The sequence below is a fragment of the Pseudomonas pichavaramensis genome, from assembly GCF_050473265.1.
GTDB lineage: Bacteria > Pseudomonadota > Gammaproteobacteria > Pseudomonadales > Pseudomonadaceae > Aquipseudomonas.
Genome location: NZ_JBJKFJ010000003.1, coordinates 105,569 through 122,572 on the forward strand (window position 1 = coordinate 105,569; position 17,004 = coordinate 122,572).

Genomic DNA, 17,004 nt, shown 5'->3' on the forward strand with positions numbered 1-17,004 from the left:
CGGCTGCGACCAAGGTAGCAGGCCGCCGGGCGTACTTTGCGACAGGACTCGATTGTGCCGCAGGCAGTGGCCTGATAGCGTGGCCTGTTTGCGATTCTGCCCAAGGAAGGACCCTGAGGAAGCACCTATGTTCAAGCCGCAACTGGTGACGTTGCAACGTGGCGCCTTACGCCTGGAACCCATGTCCGACGCGGACATACCGGCGCTGGTCGCGTTGGCCGAAAGCAATCGCGACGAGCTGCTGTACATGAGTGGCACCCAACGCCTGGACTGGTACCGCAGTGCGTTGGCCGATCAACGCGAGCAACGTGCATTACCGTTCGTTATCCGCCTCGGCGATGAGCTGGTCGGCACTACTCGCTTTGCCGATTTCATGAATACCTTGCCGGCCTGCGAGATCGGCTGGACCTGGCTCGACCGCGGTCAGCACGGCAGCGGACTGAACAGCACGATGAAGTACCTGATGCTCAAGCATGCCTTCGACAACTGGGGCATGGTACGTGTGCAACTGAAGACTGCCGGCAGCAATCTGCGCTCGCAGCGTGCCATCGAGAAGCTCGGCGCCCAGCGTGAAGGGTTGCTGCGCAACCACCGCCGTTTGGCCGATGGCCGTCTCGACGACACCGTGCTGTACAGCATCACCGATCTGGAATGGCCGGCGGTGCGCGAGGGGCTGGAGACGCGCTTCGGTGCTTGAGCCCTGATGCAGAGTCGCGAGCAGACCCGTTTCTGGCAGGCCTCAGGGTTAGGTGGCGTCGAGCTGCTGCAGGCGCGCTATCTTAAGCAACGGTTTGCCCCCCATGTGCATGAGGGCTTCGTCTTTACCGTGATCGAGCATGGCGCTCAGCGTTTTCGCCATCGCGGTAGCGACCATCTTGCGCCGCAGGGCAGCATGGTGCTGATCAATCCGGACGAGGTGCACACCGGCTCCAAGGCGCATGACGATGGCTGGCGCTATCGTGGTTTCTACCCCGACAACGCCCGGGTGCTGGGCGCGCTGCAGGAGCTGGGGCTGGCCAGATCCGGCATGCCGTCATTTGCCGTCAGCGTGCTGCATGACCCGCGTCTGCACGCGGCTTTCCTGCAGTTGCATCGCTTGCTCGAGGATGGTGCCGAGGCCCTGCAACAGCAGTTGGCCTGGCGTGAGGCGGTGCTGCTGCTGTTCCAGTGCCATGGCCGCATCGGTGAAGCGCCCTCGCCAGGGCGTGAGCCCTGGGCGGTGTCCTGCGCCAAGCAGATGCTCGCCGAGCAGTTGGTCGAACCGCCCTCGCTGGAGACGCTGGCTGCAGCGGTCAATCTTTCTCCCTTCCACTTCGCCCGGGTGTTCCGTCGCGCGACTGGCCTGCCGCCCCATACCTGGCTCAAGCAGCGCCGCCTCGAGCAGGCGCGGGCGTTGCTCAAGAGCGGCTGCTCGGCGATCGCTGTGGCCACGCAACTGGGCTTCGCCGACCAGAGCCATCTGTCGCGCCAGTTCAAACAGGTCTATGGCGTCAGCCCAGGCGAATACCGCAGCGCGGTGGCCCGGAGCTGACAGCAGGTATAAAAGAGCTCTTCGCATTTTCGCGGGGAGGATACCGTGACACCGGCCTGGCAAGTTTGTGTGCGTATCGCTTACTGACTTAGCACTATCCATTACCGCGTGCGCTGAACGTTTGGGTTGCGCCCCTTACGGGCGCCACACCTTTCTTGGGCAAGCAAGAGAAAGTGACTCGCCCGTAAGGGGCGAAACCCATCAAGCCAGGCGACGTGTTAATGGATAGTGCCAAGTCAACGACAGCTAACAGGTAATTGCCAGTCCGGTGTCAGTCCGCATCTTCACCAAACTATGCGAAGAGCCCAAAAAAAACCGGCGCTCCTTGCGGAGGCGCCGGTTCTGCAACTCAGGGCGTCGATCAGAATTCGTGATCGGCGGTGTCCGGGTTCAGGTCGCTGATGCCCAGTTTGCCGGCTGCCTGCTCGATGGCGCCTGTCTGCTTGACCAGGGCGGCGATGGCGTCACGCACCAGTTGCTGACCTTCGGCATTGTCGGCAGCGATCAGCTGGTCGAAGTGCACGTTGTTCTTCTCGGCGCTGTCGACCAGAGCCTGCAGCTTGGCTTCGGTGTCCTGCAGGTCGGCTTTCAGCGTCGTGTCGGCTTCGGCGTCTGCTTTGGCAACCAGCTCGGACAGGCTCGGGCCGGTCAGGGTGCTGCCGTCGACCTTCTTGTATTCGCCGAGGTAGACGTTGCGAATGCCCTTGCCGTTGTAGAAGTGCGAGTTGTGCGTGTTGTCGCTGAAGCAATCGTGCTCGTCTTCGGTGGAGTTGGCTTCCAGCGCGACTTTCATGCGCTCGCCAGCCAGTTCGCCGAGCGACAGGCTGCCCATGCCGAACAGCATCTTGCGCAGGCCATTCTCACCCGAGTCGGCCAGCAGCTCACTGCGGTAGTTGCCTTCGACACCGTCTTTCCACTGCTCGACCATATCGTTCAGGTCGCTGACCAGCAGGTCGCTGGCGGCCTTGAGGAAGGCGCGGCGGCGCTCGTTGTGGCCACCAGTGGCGCCGTCGCCAACCAGGTAGTCGGTGTGGGGACGCTCGCCAGCGCCGGGATTGGTGCCATTGAGGTCCTGGCCCCAGAGCAGGAACTCGATGGCGTGGTAGCCGGTAGCGACGTTGGCTTCGGAGCCGCCCAGTTCGTTCAGGCTGGCCAGCAGCTCACCATTGATTTCGGTGACGTCGATCTTGTCTTCGCCGACCTGAATTTCGGTGTTGGCGATGATGTTGGCTTGCGCGCCCGGGTTGCCCAGCGCGTGCTGGTAGTCTTCGGCGACATAGTCGATCAGGCCTTCGTCCAGCGGCCAGGCATTGAGCTGACCTTCCCACTCATCGACCACCGGGTTGCCGAAACGGAACACTTCGGTCTGCATGTAAGGCACGCGAGCGGCCAGCCAGGCTTCACGCGCTGCCTGCAGGGTCGCTTCGCTCGGATCGGCGAGCAGTGCATCCACTGCGCTCTGCAGCGCCTTGCCAGTGCTGGCAGCGTCGCTGAATACAGCGAAGGCCAGGTCGGCATAGTGGCTGACCACCGCCTTCGCAGCCGCCTCGTCGACCTTCGCGGTGGTCGCCGGAGCCGCACTCTCGGTTGCAGCAGCGGGGGCAGCAGCCTGAGTGGCGGGAGCTTTGTCTTCGCCACAGCCGGCGAGAGAGATGGCGATGGCCAGCAGGCTGGCGGAGGCCAGGGGCATACGAATCATGGCGGGGTCCTTTGCGTTTACGAAAATGGGTCTGATACTCGGCGGTATCTGAAAAACCGCAACATAATGCAAATGTTTCCCATTATGTGTAAAGGCCATTATTCGTTGCTGTGCGGGATATCGCTGCTGGACGTCGCACCTGCAGTTAGAATGCCAGCACCTGATTCGCAGTTCTGCATGGAGAAAACTGCATGAGCCTGACCGCCGTGATCGTAATCGTCGTCCTCGTTTTGCTCGGCGCCTATGCGGTGTCGCTGTACAACGGCCTGGTGCGCCTCAAACATGGGGTGAGCAAGGCCTGGTCGAACATCGACGTATTGCTCAAGCAGCGTCATGACGAATTGCCCAAGCTGGTCGAGACCTGCAAGCAGTACATGCAATACGAAGGCGCCACGCTGGAGCGGGTGATCGCCGCGCGCAGCGCGGTTGCCAGCGCCCGCGAGCAGCAGGATGTCAGCGCCCTGGGCAAGGCCGAGAGTGGTTTGCGTGCGGGCCTCGGCCAGCTTTTCGCCCTGGCCGAGAACTACCCCGAACTCAAGGCCAATGACAGCTTCCAGCACCTGCAGCAGCGTATCAGTGGTCTGGAGAACGGCATCGCCGATCGCCGCGAGCTGTATAACGAGGCGGCCAATCTCAACAACGTGCGCATCGAGCAGTTTCCGGACGTGATCATCGCGCGCATGTTCAATTTCCCGGCGGCCGACTTGCTGGTGTTCAGCGAGGCGGAGAAGGCCGACGTCGATATGAAGTCGCTATTCAACTGAGTACCTGCCGATGATGCAGGCTGATCCGCTGGGCTTCTTCGTAACCCTGGCCTTTACCCTGAGTGCTTGTCTGGGCGGCGCCTGGTGGTGCCTGCGGCGCTGGTCGCAGGCGCGCCATCTGCTCGATACTCCTACTTCGAAGATCCGCTCCGCAGCCCAGGGTTATGTCGAGCTCTACGGTGTGCTCGAAGAACTGCCGGACATGCAGATTCGTGGCCCGCTGACTGGCAAGCCGTGTCTGTGGTGGCGCTTTCGCATCGAGGAATACCGCTCCAGTGGCAAGAAACGCAGTTGGCGGGTGATCGAGAGCGGTGCCAGTGACACCTGGCTGCGTTTGGCCGACGGTACCGGCGAGTGTCTGATAGACCCGCGCGGTGCGGAGGTTCGCACGGCGGTGCGCGAAGTCTGGGAGGGTAATCTGCGTCACCCGATGGGACCGGCCAAAACTGGGTTGCTTGGCTTTCTTAGCAGTGGTCAGCGCTATCGCTATTGCGAGGAGCGTTTCCATGTCGGGCAGCCGCTGTATGCCATTGGCGATTTCCGCACTGAGGGCGCGGCGCAGCAGGGGTTCGACAGGCAATCTGCGCAAGGTGAGGTGATTCGCGAGTGGAAGGGCGACTACGCCGGCCTGCTGCAACGCTTCGACAGCGACGGCAACGGTCAGCTCGATGAACAGGAGTGGAATCGCGTGCGTCTGGCTGCGCAGCTGGAGGCAGAAGATCGTCATCGACTCAAGGCCGCGCAGCCAGCACAAAACAAGATGGCCAGACCCGCTGAGCGTCAGCCATTCATTCTTTCCAACAGCGGAGAGGACGAATTGGCCCGGGGGTTCTATTGGCAGGCGGCTGCAGGTGCGCTGCTGTGCCTGGTCGGATCGCTGGCGACGGCCTGGCTGTTTGGTGTGCAGAGCTGGTAAAGCACGTCCCGCCTGATCATCTCTGCAGGCTGAAATGAAAACGCCGCGTCCCGTGCAGGGGCGCGGCGTTTTCTTTTGGCAATTGCAGTCAGAGTGTGGCGGCTGAGCTCAGGCGTCTGGCCTGCTTGAGGAACAAGGTCAGATCGCGTGCCGGCAGCGGCTTGCTGTACAGGTAGCCCTGACCTTCATGACAACCCTGGGCGATGATGTAGGCCTCCTGCTCGGCGGTTTCCACACCCTCGGCGATGACCTGCATGCCCAGGCTCTTGCCGAGCTGGATGATGGCGCGAACGATGGTGGCGTCGTCCTCGTCTTCCAGCAGATCCTGGACGAAGCTCTTGTCGATCTTGATCTTGTCCAGCGGCAGGCTCTTGAGATAGCTCAGCGAAGAGTAGCCGGTACCGAAGTCGTCGATGGCGATCAGCGCACCGGAGCGGCGCAGGCTGAGCAGGTGCTGGGCGGCGGTGCTGATGTCTTCCATCAGGCCGGTCTCGGTGACTTCCAGCTCAAGGCTCTTCGGTGGCAGGCGGTAGACCTGCATCAGGTTGTTGACCACCCGCGGCAGCTCGGCATGGTGCAACTGCACGGTGGACAGGTTGATGGCCATGCGCAGGTCACTGAATCCCTGGTCGTGCCATTCGCGTAGCTGGCGGCAGGTCTGATCGAGAATCCATTCGCCGATGGCAATGATGGTGCCGTTCTGTTCGGCCAGCGGGATGAACAGATCAGGAGGGACGAAACCATGTTGCGGATGTTGCCAGCGCAGCAGCGCTTCGACGCCGACCACGCGGTGATCGCGATAGTCCACCTGTGGCTGGTAGACCAGATGTAGCTGGTTCTGCGCCAGTGCGTCGCGCAGGTCCTTTTCCAGCTCGCGGCGGCGACGCATTTCGCTGTCGACGCTGGCGATGTAGAACTGGTAACGGTTACGTGAGCGGCTCTTGGCCAGGGTCATGGTCTGTTCGGCTTTCTGCAGCAGCTTTTCGGTGCTGTCGCCATCTTCGGGGAACAGGGTGATGCCGATGGTGGCGCGTAGGCGCACTTCGTGCTGGTCGAGCAGGAAGGGCAGCTCCAGGTCGTCGAGCACGCTCTGCGCCAGCTCGGCGGCTTCGTAAGGCTGCTCGATATCGGCTTGCACCAGGGCGAACTGGTCACCGCCCAGACGCGCCAGCGCACCGAGGCGGCCGCTGTGGCTACGTAGACGGTCGGAGAGTGCGAGCAGCAACTGATCGCCACTCTGGTAGCTGAACTGTTCGTTGATACCCTTGAAGTCGTCCAGGCCGACGCAGAGGACAGCGACGCGACGCTGCAGGCGGCCGGCATCCTCGAGAATCTGGTCGAGCTGTTGCTGCAGTTGCTGGCGGTTGGGCAGGCCGGTGAGGAAGTCGTACTGGGCCATGCGCAGCAGGCTGTTCTCGGCTTCGCGGCGCAGGTGGGTGTTACGTTCGATCGAGGCCAGTAACTGGTTGGCGGTGTTGATCCACAGGCCCAGTTCGTTCTTCTCGTTGCCCTTGAGCATGGGCAGCTTGTGTTCGCTGGGGCGATCAGGGTTGATGTTGGTCAGGTGTTCGATGATCTTCGACAGCGGCTTGGTCAGCAGCCAGTGATATACGAGATAGAGCACCAGCCCCATGGCCATGGCGCGTAATACGCCGGAGATGAAGATGATTACCGAATTGGTGACGAAGCTTTCGCCGTAGGGGGCGGTGTCGAGGGTGATGTTGAGATCACCGTAATACTCGCTGTATGGGCCGCGGCCCACCAGTTTGGTGGAGAACTTCTGCTCCTGACCGAGGATCGGGTCGGTCAGCCAGCGCGTCGCGATATCCGCCAGGTCCCGGCTGCGTTCGGCCAGCATGGGCTCATTGGGGTGGCCAATGGCTGCGTAACGAACCGACTCGTGCTGGAACAGGCCTTCGATAACCTGCATGCCCATTTCCCGGTCCAGGCTGTACACCGCCTGAGTCGAGGGATCGCGGAACATGCCGAGAATGCGCTGCGCGTCGTTGGACACTGCCTGGCGCGTCTTGTAGGCATCGAAGACGATTTGCGCGCAACTCAATACCACCCCGACCACCAGTGCCGAAAGCAGCACCACGCGGAGCAACTTGAGTGACAAGCTGTTTTTCAATTCCAGCTTCAAAGGCAATTCCTTATGTCGATGCTTACAGCGTCAGTCAGACGAGAGTATTGGCAATCTCGATCTGGCCGTCAAAGGGCCATCATGCCTGGTGGCACTTTTTATTCCATAAGGAACGGTCCTGGTGCGAATCAATGCTATTGGCGTGACTGCCTGCTTTATGTCGGTGCGATTTTGCCGGACTTGAATGCTATTGGTCGGCTGATTCATTTGTCGATGTTCTGCGGGCTGAAGCGTCACTTCCCGGCAGGCGAGAGGCTGGCATAAGAGTTGCGACGGCCGGGCATCGCTCAGAAGGGGACTCGTGATGAAAACGCTCTGGCTGTTGCTCGTCGCTGTCGGTTTTGCCCCGCAAGCCCAGGCTGCCACTGAAGAGGCTGCGAATACGGCCTGGCTGGTACTGGCCAGCGTGCTGGTGTTCTTCATGCAGGCGGGTTTCGCTCTATTGGAAAGTGGCATGTCGCGGGCCAAGAACGCCGTCAATGTGATGATGAAGAACTACATGGACTGTTGCGTCGGCGGCATCGTGTTCTGGTTGCTTGGCTTCGGTCTGATGTTCGGCGCGAATCTCAGCGGCTGGTTCGGTATGAGTCACTTTGCCCTGAGTGACGGTGAGCCTTGGGATTACACCTTTCTGCTCTTTCAGATGATGTTCGCCGCTACCGCAGCGACCATCGCCAGCGGCGCCATGGCGGAGCGTACGCGATATGGCGCGTATCTGATCGGTGCCCTGCTGATCAGTGGCGTGATCTACCCGATATTCGGCAGTTGGGTGTGGGGCGGTCTGTATGGTGGGCAAGGCTGGTTGGCCAAACTGGGTTTTATCGACTTTGCCGGCTCGACCGTCGTGCATAGCATCGGCGCCTGGTGTGCGCTGGCTGGCATCCTGGTACTCGGCCCGCGTCTGGGGCGTTTTGCCGCCGATGGCACACCACGCCTGATTCCCGGCCATAACCTCGGGTTGGTAGCGCTGGGCGGTTTCATTCTCTGGGTGGGCTGGTTCGGCTTCAATGCTGGCAGCAACCTGGAGGTCAGCAGCAGTCTGGGTCTGATTGCACTCAACACTCACCTCGCCGCAGCTGCCGGGGCGCTTGGCGCCCTGCTGGCGCAACGCAGTACGGCCAGCCCGGTTCTTCTGACGACCACCGTCAACGGCTCCATTGGCGGCTTGGTCGGGATCACCGCAGGGTGTGCCAGCATGGCGCCAGGCTTTGCCCTGCTCAGTGGGCTGATCGCTGGATTCGTCGTGGTATACGGCATGCGCCTGCTCGATCGCCTGCAGCTCGACGACGTGGTCGGTGCGGTACCGGTGCATGGTTTTGCCGGCATCTGGGGCACGCTGGCGGCCGGGCTGTTCTATCAGGGTGATTTGTTCAACTGGGAGCGTGTCGCGGTGCAGGCGCTCGGAGCGGCGGCTGCGTTTCTGTGGGCCTTCCCGGTCGCACTGCTGTGCTACCTGTTGCTGGCCAAGACCATGGGGCTGCGGGTTTCGACCCAGCACGAGCAGCGCGGGTTGGATTTTGCCGAACATGCCGAAGTCGGCTATCCGGAATTCAATCAGACGCAGACCTTCGACAGCGAGCAGTGGTCGGGGAGAGGTCGAGGATGAGATTGAGTCTGCGCCGTCGGGCGATCTACACCGGTCTGGCAGGACACTTCTCAGATGAGGAGGTCTGGCCATTGTTGTCGCTCTGGGAAACCAAGTACGCCGAGCAGCCGCCGTTTGCGCTGAACGAGTTCCTTGCCGAGGTGGTGCTGCGCACCGAGCGCAAGCTGGAGCGCGCTCGTCTTTATCGGGAGTTGGTGGGGGCGCTGACGGGTCCGCCTTCGCAGCTGTTGCCGGACCCGGAGGAGCAGTTGGCAGCCTGGCGCCAGGGACGCAACGAAGCGGTGAGGCGCGTCGCGACTCCCGATGCCGCTGCGCAGGCGACCTTTCTCGCCCTCAGCCAGGCGTTGCTGGAGCAACTGGATAGCGCGCAGCAGGCTGCCTTGCGCGCCTTTGCCGCCGGCAATCTGTCTGGCATGGAGGTGGGGCCTGAACTGACCACGCGGCTGCGTTTCTGGTTCGAGCGCGGCAGTGATGATGCCATTGCCAGTCTGGGCCTGGAGCAGCTACGCAAGCTACTCAATCTGCTCTATATCGGCTTGTGCGAGTTTCTCGGGCCGGTACGAGCGGACCGGGTACTCAGCCAGGCAGTCAATCGCGTGGAGGAACGTGGCGTCGAGTTCTCTGCGCGGCGCCTGTTATAAGGCCGCGCAAATGAAAAACCCGGCCATGGTGGCCGGGTTTCGTATTACGGGGCTTGAACTCAGGCCGCGTAGTTCTGGGCGACGAAGTCCCAGTTGACCAGGTTCCAGAACGCCTCGACGTACTTCGGACGCAGGTTGCGGTAGTCGATGTAGTAGGCGTGTTCCCAGACGTCGCAGGTCAGCAGCGGAGTGTCACCGCTGGTCAGCGGGCAGCCAGCGCCGATGGTGCTGGCCAGGGCCAGGGAACCGTCAGCCTTTTTCACCAGCCAGCCCCAACCGGAACCGAAGGTGCCGATGGAGACCTTGCTGAACTCTTCCTTGAACTTGTCGAAGGAACCGAAGGCGGCGTTGATGGCGTCGGCCAGGGCACCGGTAGGCTGACCACCGCCGTTCGGCGACAGGCAGTTCCAGTAGAAGGTGTGGTTCCACACCTGAGCGGCGTTGTTGAAGATGCCGCCCGAGGAAGTCTTGACGATTTCTTCCAGGCTCTTGCCTTCGAACTCGGTGCCCGGCACCAGGTTGTTCAGGTTCACGACATAGGTGTTGTGGTGCTTGTCGTGGTGGAATTCGAGGGTCTCGGCGGAAATGTGCGGCTCGAGGGCATTCTTTTCGTAAGGCAGCGGCGGCAATTCAAAAGCCATGGTCTATCTCCTACTCAGGTCGTGTGCGGTATGCGCGAGGCCGATCACGGGCGGCCCATAAGCGGCGTGGAGTTTGTACTCCCTGCGCCGCAGACTCGCGATGATAGCACCCGGTCTCGGCCATAACCACGCAGCATCTGTGTGGGAAAGCCGGAGCCAGGGCCTCTACATCAGTTTCTAGGACAGTTGCAGTGCCCTAAAGTGCACCGGCTTTCTTCCAGGCCAGGTAGCTGCTGACCAGCTCAGGTCCCAGCTCGCCCGGACGCGCATCGAGCACCGGCACGTCATGAGCAGCGAGGCGTTCATGCAGATCGGCGCGGGCATTGAGATAGTCCAGCGTGCCGCAGTAGGCCAGGGCCTGATCGAACTGCTCTACCGGTGTCTGGCGCAATCTGTCCAGGGCTTCCTCGCGCAGGCTGGCAATCAGTACCCTATGTTGGCGAGACAGGCGACGCACGGCGGCAAGCAGGTCGTGGTCGTCTTCGTCACGCAGATTGGTTACCACCACTACCAGCGAGCGGCGCCGCTGGCGTGCAAGCAGCAGGTCGGCGGCTGCGCTGAAGTCGGCGGGCAACTGGCTGGTCTGCAGGTCGTAGACGGCATTGAGCAGCACGTTCAGCTGGGCTGGGCCCTTGACCGGGGCCAGATAGCGCGGCTGTTGGCTGGCGAAGGTCGCCAGACCCACGGCATCGCCCTGGCGCAGGGCTACGTAGCTCAGCAGCAGGCAGGCGTTGAGGGCGTGGTCGAAGTGCGACAGCTCGTCGTCCTGGCTGCGCATGCGCCTGCCGCAGTCGAGCAGGAAGACGATCTGCTGATCGCGTTCGTCCTGATATTCACGGGCAATCGGCGTGCGTTTGCGGGCGGTGGCTTTCCAGTCGATCTGGCGTAGGGTGTCGCCATCACGAAACTCGCGCAGTTGATGGAACTCCAGGCCCAGGCCGCGGCGCGGACGCTGGCGCACGCCGAGCTGGCTGAGCCAGTCGTCCACAGCCTTGAGTTGCGCACCGTAAAGGCGGGCGAAGTCCGGGTAGACGCGGCTTTCGCCTGCCAGCTCGAGCACACGCTTGGCTTGCCACAGGCGCAGCGGGCTGGGCAGTAGCAATTCGCAGCGGTTGAAGTGGAAGTGGCCGCGTACCAGTGGTTTGAGACGGTAGCTGACGCGCGTTTGTTGCCCGGGTTGCAGACTGATGCGCTGCGGCAGGTACTCGAATGCCATGCCCTCGGGGAGGTGATCGAACACCTCGATTTCCAGCGTCTGGCCGAAATCGTGATGAGCGATCAGCTGTACGTCGCTCCAGCGGCCGAGTGGCAGGTTACCGGGCAGTTCGCGCTCCATGCGCGGCGACGGCCGCTGGCGCAGCCAGAGCCCGTCGAGAGTGGCTATCAGCAACAATGCCAGCGTCAGTCCCCAAGCCATCGGCAGCAGGCTGTCTGCCAGGTCTATACCCAGCAGTGGCAAGGCGCCGAGGATGACCGCGACGGCGAGCAGGCCGCCAAGCAGGCCCAGGAGCAGACGGGAGGGTTTCATAGGCGGGGAGCCGGCACCTGATCGAGCAGCTGTTGCAGCACCTGGTCCACCGACAGTCCTTCGATGTCCAGTTCCGGGGCCAGGCGCACGCGATGACGCAGTACGGCCAGTGCACAGCTCTTGATGTCATCGGGCAGCACGAAATCACCACCCCGCAACAGGGCTCGGGCACGGGCGCCGCGTACCAGGGCGATCGAGGCGCGGGGGCCGGCACCCATGGCCAGGCCCGGCCAGCTGCGCGTGGCACGGGCCAGGCGTACGGCATAGTCGAGTACCTGGTCGTCGAGCGGCAGGTCGCTGGCGATCTTCTGCAGGGCCTGTACATCCTTGGCCTGCAACAGGGTGCGCAGCGGGCTGACCTCGAGCATGTCGGCCTTGGCCGAGCGGGTGACCTGGCGCACCATGTTCAGCTCTTCGTTCTGCTCCGGGTAATCCATGCGCAGTTTGAGCATGAAGCGGTCGAGCTCGGCTTCCGGCAGCGGGTAGGTGCCTTCCTGCTCGATCGGGTTCATGGTCGCCAGCACCATGAACGGCAACTGCACAGGCAGTGCGCGCCCTTCGAGGGTCACCTGGCGCTCCTGCATCACTTCCAGCAGGGCGGCCTGGGTCTTGGCGGGTGCGCGGTTGATCTCGTCGGCCAGCAGTAGGTTGGTGAACACCGGGCCCTTGCGCAGCTTGAACTGCTCGCTCTGCAAGTCATACACGGCGTGGCCGGTAACGTCGCTGGGCATCAGGTCCGGGGTGAACTGGATGCGCGCGAACTCCCCCCCGAAGCAGCGGGCCAGGGCGCGGACCAGCAGGGTCTTGCCGAGGCCTGGCACGCCTTCGACCAGCACGTGGCCGCCGGCGATAAGCGCCGTGAGTACATCGTCGATCACCGCGCTCTGGCCAATCACCGCCTTGCGCAGTTCGGCGCGCAAGGCCTGAGCCAACTGGCTGGCGCGCTGACGCTGCTGGGCCTGCGGGTTGGCCGTTGGCGCCGCCGGTGCGACGTTCTGCGGTGTAAGGTTCTCGGTATCGGGCGTCTGTTCACTCATAGCGCATTCCTGAGAGTTTGCAGGTGGGCGACCTGGCGGGTGAAGTCGCTGGCGGATAGGCGTTGCGGTGGCAATGGGCGCATGGCCTGGCTGATTTCTTTGGCGGGTAGCCGGGTCAGGCGACCGAGCACCTGCCATTGTTCGGCGACGGCGAGCTTCTCGAAACCGGGGTAGCGGCGGCGGGCTCGGCGATTGATGTCGTGTTGCAGGTGCTTGAGCAGGCTCTGCTGACCACCGTGGCGCAAGAGGAAGTCGGCGCTGCCGCGCAAGTGTTCTTCAAGCTGCCGACGCGCCCGACTGGCAGGCGCCAACAAGGGGCCATGACGCATACCCACGTGCCAGAGACCGGCAATCAGCAGCAGGGCGAGCAGCACCAGCGCCAATGGGAAGTGGCGCAGCAGCAGTCTGGCCAGGCCTTCGCTGTCAGCGTGGTAAAGCAGGGTTACTGCGCTGTCCTGGCTGAGGTACCAGAGCAGCCAGGCATGGTCGTACTCGTCGATATTGCGGTTCTGCCAGATCCACGGATCGCTGAGCACCGTGATCAGGCCGTCGCCGTGATACAGCTGCAGCAGATGCGTGGTAGCGTCACTGTTGGCCCAGGCATGGGCGCGATTCTGTGCATCGTAGAGGTGATAGTCGGTGTCGAAGGCGATATAGGCGGGCGCGTCTTCGTTCTCCAGATAGAGCTTGGTCAGCTGCGGATAGGCGTCGGCCTGTGCGGGTTGTTCGTCCGCATCGCCAGCCTCTTCCTCGTCCAGCTCGTCGCTCATGTACTGCTGGATGCCGAGCAGGTCGAGCAGCAGGTCGCCGCTCTTGCCTTCTTCTTCGTCCCACAGGCGTTCGGCGATGAACAGCAGGTGACCGCCATTCGCCGTCCACTGCAACAGACGTTCGACCTGGCGTGGCGTCATGTCGTTACGATCGGCCAGCAGCATCAGCGTCTGTCCCTCGCTCGGCAGTCGGCTGAGGATCTCCAGGCTGTCGGCGCGAGCAACCGAAATCCCCTGTTTGCGCAGGAAGTGCTCTGCCGCCAGATAGGGGCTGTTGGCGACTTCGGGGGCGGGCCCGTGTTCGACCACGTCCTCGTAAGGTTCCAGCTTGCCCAGCACGTAAATGGCCAGGAGCCCCAGCAACAGCAGCAGGACTGCGCCCAGCAGGAAACCGACGCGCCGGTTCATGCCGGATGCTCCGCGCCGAACAGTTTGCGCCACCCCTGGCAGAGGCTGTCGCGCAGCGATTCGGCTGGAGAGCGATGACCATAGGCCAGTGCCTGCCAATGGCCGGTGAGCAGGCGGCTGTAGTCGTTCAGAGCCTGCTCTTCCAGTGCTGCAACCAGCTGCAGTACCTCACCTTCGGTATGTGACTGTTTAAGTGGCAAGCGGTGCTCATGCAGCAGGCGGCTGAGCAAGGCGCGGTAAAGCAGGCCGAGGGCCGCACGCGGCTGTTCGGCCCAGAGCTTCTCGGCTTCTGTGGCGACATCATCGGGCAGGCTTTCGGGAGCCAGTTCGAGGCCGAACAGTTGTCGGGGAACTTCGCGCTTGCGCCTGGCGGGCAGGCCAAGCCGCTCACCGAAGGCCTGCAACCATTCGCGATAGCGCCACAGGATGAATATCAGCAGGCTCGCAAGGGCAGCCCACAGCAGGACTTCGAAAAGCTGCGCGACGATATCCAGGCCTTTCCACCATTCGCTCAGTTTGAACAGATTCTCGATCATCTCCAGCAGCGCTTTCGCATCTTCCGGGTCGGCCTCTTCGGCGCTGTCCTCTTCACCCAGGCGCCAGCGCGTGACGGTCTCGCGATGCTGGAATGGTGGTTCGTCTAGCAGTGCTTCGATGCTGTCATGGGCAGCCTTGCTGGTCAGCGGCTGGTGCAGCAGGCGCGGCGCGTCAGGGCCCTGTGCATCGACTGGCTCGTTGGCTGCGGGCGGGGTGTCGGCCCAGGCCTGATCCGGTAGTTGTGTCACCAGCAGCGCACAGCCGAGCAACAGGGCGTAGGCACTGCCGGTCAGGCGCTGGCGCAACCTGCGGAAAGTCAGCTCGATATCCCAGGCTTCCAGTGCGGTGCGGCGGTTGAGGTAAAGGGAGAAGCCACAGGCGACGTAGACCGGCTCCCAGAGAATCAGCAACAGGGCGTAGAGCAGGTTGGAGAGATGCTCCAGCCATAGCCATTGACCGCTGCTGGCGGCGATCAGGCTGTCCCAGTTCCAGTCCAGCTCCACTTGTTGCGGCAACATCATGTAGAACAGGGCAATCAGACCCATCCACAAGGCCACTTCCAGATGCATGCCGACCAGGGTCAGCCAGGTGGCGGCGCCGGTATCGCGTTGCCCCAGTACCACCAGGCGCTGACTGCGGGCTTTGCCGGACAGACCTTCGAGCTGCAGGACAGGCAGGTCGAAGCTACGGGTCGGACTCAGGCGACGCCAGGTCAGGCTGGCCAGCAGTTGCGGCCACAGCAGTTTGGGTAGCGCGCGCAGGGACTGTTTCAGCGAGGGCGTATTACCAAACAGTGCTTGCGAAAGAATATACAGCGGCAAACGTTCGTAGGCGGGTTTGAGCCACCAGAACAGGAAAACGGCCCAGCCCGGATAGCGCCACAGCACGGCGCAGAGCAGCGCGAACAGCGGCAGGGTGACGATGGCCCAGCTGGCCATCAGTAGGCCGGCATGACGACGGGCGAGCAGCACGCCGAGGTCGATGGCTTCCCAGGCACTACGCGGACGAATGGCTACGCTGGCTTCAGTCAGGCGCATGCGTCCTCCTTCCGGCCAGCAGCAGATAACTCAACACCAGCAACCACAGAGCGGCGCCAACCGCGTACTTGATGTTGGGGCTGGCGAAGGTGGTTGAGGACCAGAATGCTTCGATGAAGGCTGCCGCCAGAAGAAACAGAATCACCCCGCAGACCAGCTGTATCGCCTTGCCAGCGGCCAGGCGCAGGGCTTCGCCGCGTGTCAGGCGTCCCGGCGCGAGCAGCGCCCAGCCGAGCTTGAACCCGGCGGCACCGGCCAGGGCAATGGCGGTGAGTTCGAATGCACCGTGACCGATGACGAACGACCAGAAAGGCTCGCCGTAACCGATTTGGGTCAGGTGGCCGGCGACGGCACCGATCATCAGGCCGTTGAACAACAGAAAGAACAGGCTGCCCAGACCCAGCAGCAAACCGCTGGCGAAGGTCTGAAAGGCGATGCCGATGTTGTTCATGATGTAGAAGCCGAACATCACCCAGTCATCCCCCGAGCCGCGTTCGCTGAAGCGGCCGAGACGGCGGGCATCGGGATCGTACATACGCTCCATTTCGCTGACCTGATCCGGGCTGACCAGGCTGTAGATCAGCTCGGGGTAGAGGTAAGTTAACAGCCCCATCAGCGCCAGGCTGCCGAAGAACAGCAGGCTGGCGGCGCATACGCTGCGCCACTCGCTACGCACCAGGCGAGGGAAACCTCCGAACAGGAAGCGAACGATCTGGGCGCCGAGATGGCTGCGGTGACGATAGAACTGCTGGTGGCCGCGCATGGCCAGTTGCTGCAGTTGATCGATCAGGTGACTGCTGTAGCCGCGGGCCTGGGCCAGTGCCAGGTGCTGGCAGAGCTGGCGGTAACTGGCGGCAAAGTCTCGACAGGTTTGCGCTTGCGCCTTGCCCCGCTCGAGCGCATCGAGCAGGTTGCCGAACGCATCCCAGTCAGCCTGATGACGACTTTCGAACAGGCTCTGCTTCATGGCGCACTCCCCAACAGGCCACGGGCGATGCCGTTCAACTGTCGTTCAGCCTGCTCGGTTGAGACTTGCAAGGGCTCGGCCAGAAGACCCGCGAGTTCCTCTCGGCGCGCAGCGGACAACTGTTCGCCGCGCTCGGCAAAACCGAGCAGGGCGCGCTGTTCGTTGAGCGTCAGTGCGAAGGGCGCGGCCAGCGGCTCGACGTTCGGTAGCTGGGGTTTGGCCAGCGGTGCATCGCGGTAAACCACCAGGGTGCCGGCGGCGATATCGCCAAGACGTTTGAATGCCGGGTGGTTCAGGCAGCTGATGATACCCAGGGTATAGCCGAACGGCAGAATATCGACGAAGCGCAGTAGATTGCGGGTCAGCGATGCAGCCCAACCGATAGGCGTGCCGTCATCATGTACCACACGCAGCCCCAGCATCTGTTTACCGGGAGAGCGGCCCTGATTGAGCACCTCGAACAGCACCATGTACCACCAGGTCACGAGAAACAGCAGGATGGTGCCCAGGCCCATGCCGAACTGACCGAGCAGGCCGAGTACGACGAACATCACGCCCAGGATGATGCCGCGAATGGCCAGGTCGATGGCGAAGGCCAGGGCGCGCGGCACCAGCCCGGCCGGACGCAGATGCAGATCGATGCCTTCCGGCGTTTCGACCTGATAGCGGGTATCCAGGGGAGACTGGTCTGACGGAAAGCTTGCGCGTGTGCGTGAGGGCATCGGCGGACTGCATCTGGGAAAGCCCGATGCTAGCGAGCAGCGGGCCACGAACGCAAC

15 protein-coding genes are annotated in these 17,004 nt (G+C 62.7%); 6 read left to right on the plus strand and 9 right to left on the minus strand.

Annotated features, from left to right (window positions below; genetic code table 11):
• Positions 1-127: 127 nt before the first annotated feature.
• Positions 128-697: a GNAT family N-acetyltransferase gene (locus tag ACJRW5_RS06215; RefSeq protein WP_484569661.1), complete on the plus strand. Its 570-nt coding sequence runs from the start codon at positions 128-130 to the stop codon at positions 695-697.
• Positions 698-703: 6 nt separating this feature from the next.
• A complete protein-coding gene (locus ACJRW5_RS06220) occupies positions 704-1,531 on the plus strand; it encodes a helix-turn-helix transcriptional regulator (RefSeq protein WP_484569662.1) in 828 nt (275 codons plus the stop codon).
• A gap of 361 nt (positions 1,532-1,892) precedes the next feature.
• On the opposite strand, the gene ACJRW5_RS06225 is transcribed toward ACJRW5_RS06220, so the two are convergent.
• Positions 1,893-3,230: an imelysin family protein gene (locus ACJRW5_RS06225; protein WP_484569663.1), complete on the minus strand. Its 1,338-nt coding sequence runs from the start codon at positions 3,228-3,230 to the stop codon at positions 1,893-1,895.
• Between the two features lie 191 nt (positions 3,231-3,421).
• On the opposite strand from ACJRW5_RS06225, the gene ACJRW5_RS06230 reads away from it, so the two are divergent.
• Both ACJRW5_RS06230 and ACJRW5_RS06235 read left to right on the plus strand, forming a co-directional pair.
• On the plus strand, positions 3,422-3,994 hold the full coding sequence (locus ACJRW5_RS06230) for a LemA family protein (RefSeq protein WP_484569664.1): 573 nt from the start codon (positions 3,422-3,424) through the stop codon (positions 3,992-3,994).
• A gap of 10 nt (positions 3,995-4,004) precedes the next feature.
• A complete protein-coding gene (locus tag ACJRW5_RS06235) occupies positions 4,005-4,910 on the plus strand; it encodes a GIDE domain-containing protein (RefSeq protein WP_484569665.1) in 906 nt (301 codons plus the stop codon).
• An 88-nt stretch (positions 4,911-4,998) separates the two neighbouring features.
• Here ACJRW5_RS06235 and ACJRW5_RS06240 read toward each other — a convergent pair whose 3' ends face one another.
• Entirely contained in the window at positions 4,999-7,053 is a 2,055-nt protein-coding gene (locus ACJRW5_RS06240) for a putative bifunctional diguanylate cyclase/phosphodiesterase (protein ID WP_484569666.1), read from the minus strand.
• A gap of 304 nt (positions 7,054-7,357) precedes the next feature.
• Here ACJRW5_RS06240 and ACJRW5_RS06245 point away from each other — a divergent pair, with 304 nt between their 5' ends.
• Positions 7,358-8,659 (plus strand): ammonium transporter, encoded by a 1,302-nt coding sequence (locus ACJRW5_RS06245; protein WP_484569667.1) that lies wholly within the window; start codon positions 7,358-7,360, stop codon positions 8,657-8,659.
• Entirely contained in the window at positions 8,656-9,300 is a 645-nt protein-coding gene (locus ACJRW5_RS06250) for a hypothetical protein (RefSeq protein ID WP_484569668.1), read from the plus strand. Before ACJRW5_RS06245 ends, ACJRW5_RS06250 begins: the two co-directional genes overlap by 4 nt.
• 59 nt (positions 9,301-9,359) lie before the next feature.
• On the opposite strand, the gene ACJRW5_RS06255 is transcribed toward ACJRW5_RS06250, so the two are convergent.
• The 7 genes from ACJRW5_RS06255 to ACJRW5_RS06285 all read right to left on the minus strand — a co-directional run bounded on the left by ACJRW5_RS06255 (position 9,360) and on the right by ACJRW5_RS06285 (position 16,947).
• Positions 9,360-9,941: a superoxide dismutase gene (locus ACJRW5_RS06255; RefSeq protein ID WP_003462535.1), complete on the minus strand. Its 582-nt coding sequence runs from the start codon at positions 9,939-9,941 to the stop codon at positions 9,360-9,362.
• Positions 9,942-10,137: 196 nt separating this feature from the next.
• On the minus strand, positions 10,138-11,469 hold the full coding sequence (locus tag ACJRW5_RS06260) for a DUF58 domain-containing protein (RefSeq protein WP_484569669.1): 1,332 nt from the start codon (positions 11,467-11,469) through the stop codon (positions 10,138-10,140).
• Positions 11,466-12,506, minus strand: a complete 1,041-nt coding sequence (locus ACJRW5_RS06265) for an AAA family ATPase (RefSeq protein ID WP_484569670.1) — start codon at positions 12,504-12,506, stop codon at positions 11,466-11,468. Before ACJRW5_RS06265 ends, ACJRW5_RS06260 begins: the two co-directional genes overlap by 4 nt.
• Positions 12,503-13,684, minus strand: coding sequence for a DUF4350 domain-containing protein (locus ACJRW5_RS06270; RefSeq protein ID WP_484569671.1), 1,182 nt, complete (start codon positions 13,682-13,684; stop codon positions 12,503-12,505). Before ACJRW5_RS06270 ends, ACJRW5_RS06265 begins: the two co-directional genes overlap by 4 nt.
• Positions 13,681-15,258, minus strand: a complete 1,578-nt coding sequence (locus ACJRW5_RS06275; protein ID WP_484569672.1) for a DUF4129 domain-containing protein — start codon at positions 15,256-15,258, stop codon at positions 13,681-13,683. The genes ACJRW5_RS06270 and ACJRW5_RS06275 overlap by 4 nt, the downstream gene beginning before the upstream one ends.
• The gene (locus tag ACJRW5_RS06280) at positions 15,245-16,225 is read right to left on the minus strand and encodes a stage II sporulation protein M (RefSeq protein ID WP_484569673.1); all 981 of its coding nucleotides are present in this window, start codon (positions 16,223-16,225) and stop codon (positions 15,245-15,247) included. Before ACJRW5_RS06280 ends, ACJRW5_RS06275 begins: the two co-directional genes overlap by 14 nt.
• Positions 16,222-16,947, minus strand: coding sequence for an RDD family protein (locus ACJRW5_RS06285; protein WP_484569674.1), 726 nt, complete (start codon positions 16,945-16,947; stop codon positions 16,222-16,224). Before ACJRW5_RS06285 ends, ACJRW5_RS06280 begins: the two co-directional genes overlap by 4 nt.
• Positions 16,948-17,004 lie beyond the last annotated feature (57 nt).

Coding starts and splice junctions, on each gene's coding strand:
- ACJRW5_RS06215 (WP_484569661.1), top strand. CDS start 128: ATGTTCAAGCCGCAACTGGTGACGTTGCAACGTGGCGCCTTACGCCTG.
- ACJRW5_RS06220 (WP_484569662.1), top strand. CDS start 704: ATGCAGAGTCGCGAGCAGACCCGTTTCTGGCAGGCCTCAGGGTTAGGT.
- ACJRW5_RS06225 (WP_484569663.1), bottom strand. CDS start 3,230: ATGATTCGTATGCCCCTGGCCTCCGCCAGCCTGCTGGCCATCGCCATC.
- ACJRW5_RS06230 (WP_484569664.1), top strand. CDS start 3,422: ATGAGCCTGACCGCCGTGATCGTAATCGTCGTCCTCGTTTTGCTCGGC.
- ACJRW5_RS06235 (WP_484569665.1), top strand. CDS start 4,005: ATGATGCAGGCTGATCCGCTGGGCTTCTTCGTAACCCTGGCCTTTACC.
- ACJRW5_RS06245 (WP_484569667.1), top strand. CDS start 7,358: ATGAAAACGCTCTGGCTGTTGCTCGTCGCTGTCGGTTTTGCCCCGCAA.
- ACJRW5_RS06250 (WP_484569668.1), top strand. CDS start 8,656: ATGAGATTGAGTCTGCGCCGTCGGGCGATCTACACCGGTCTGGCAGGA.
- ACJRW5_RS06255 (WP_003462535.1), bottom strand. CDS start 9,941: ATGGCTTTTGAATTGCCGCCGCTGCCTTACGAAAAGAATGCCCTCGAG.
- ACJRW5_RS06260 (WP_484569669.1), bottom strand. CDS start 11,469: ATGAAACCCTCCCGTCTGCTCCTGGGCCTGCTTGGCGGCCTGCTCGCC.
- ACJRW5_RS06265 (WP_484569670.1), bottom strand. CDS start 12,506: ATGAGTGAACAGACGCCCGATACCGAGAACCTTACACCGCAGAACGTC.
- ACJRW5_RS06270 (WP_484569671.1), bottom strand. CDS start 13,684: ATGAACCGGCGCGTCGGTTTCCTGCTGGGCGCAGTCCTGCTGCTGTTG.
- ACJRW5_RS06275 (WP_484569672.1), bottom strand. CDS start 15,258: ATGCGCCTGACTGAAGCCAGCGTAGCCATTCGTCCGCGTAGTGCCTGG.
- ACJRW5_RS06280 (WP_484569673.1), bottom strand. CDS start 16,225: ATGAAGCAGAGCCTGTTCGAAAGTCGTCATCAGGCTGACTGGGATGCG.
- ACJRW5_RS06285 (WP_484569674.1), bottom strand. CDS start 16,947: ATGCCCTCACGCACACGCGCAAGCTTTCCGTCAGACCAGTCTCCCCTG.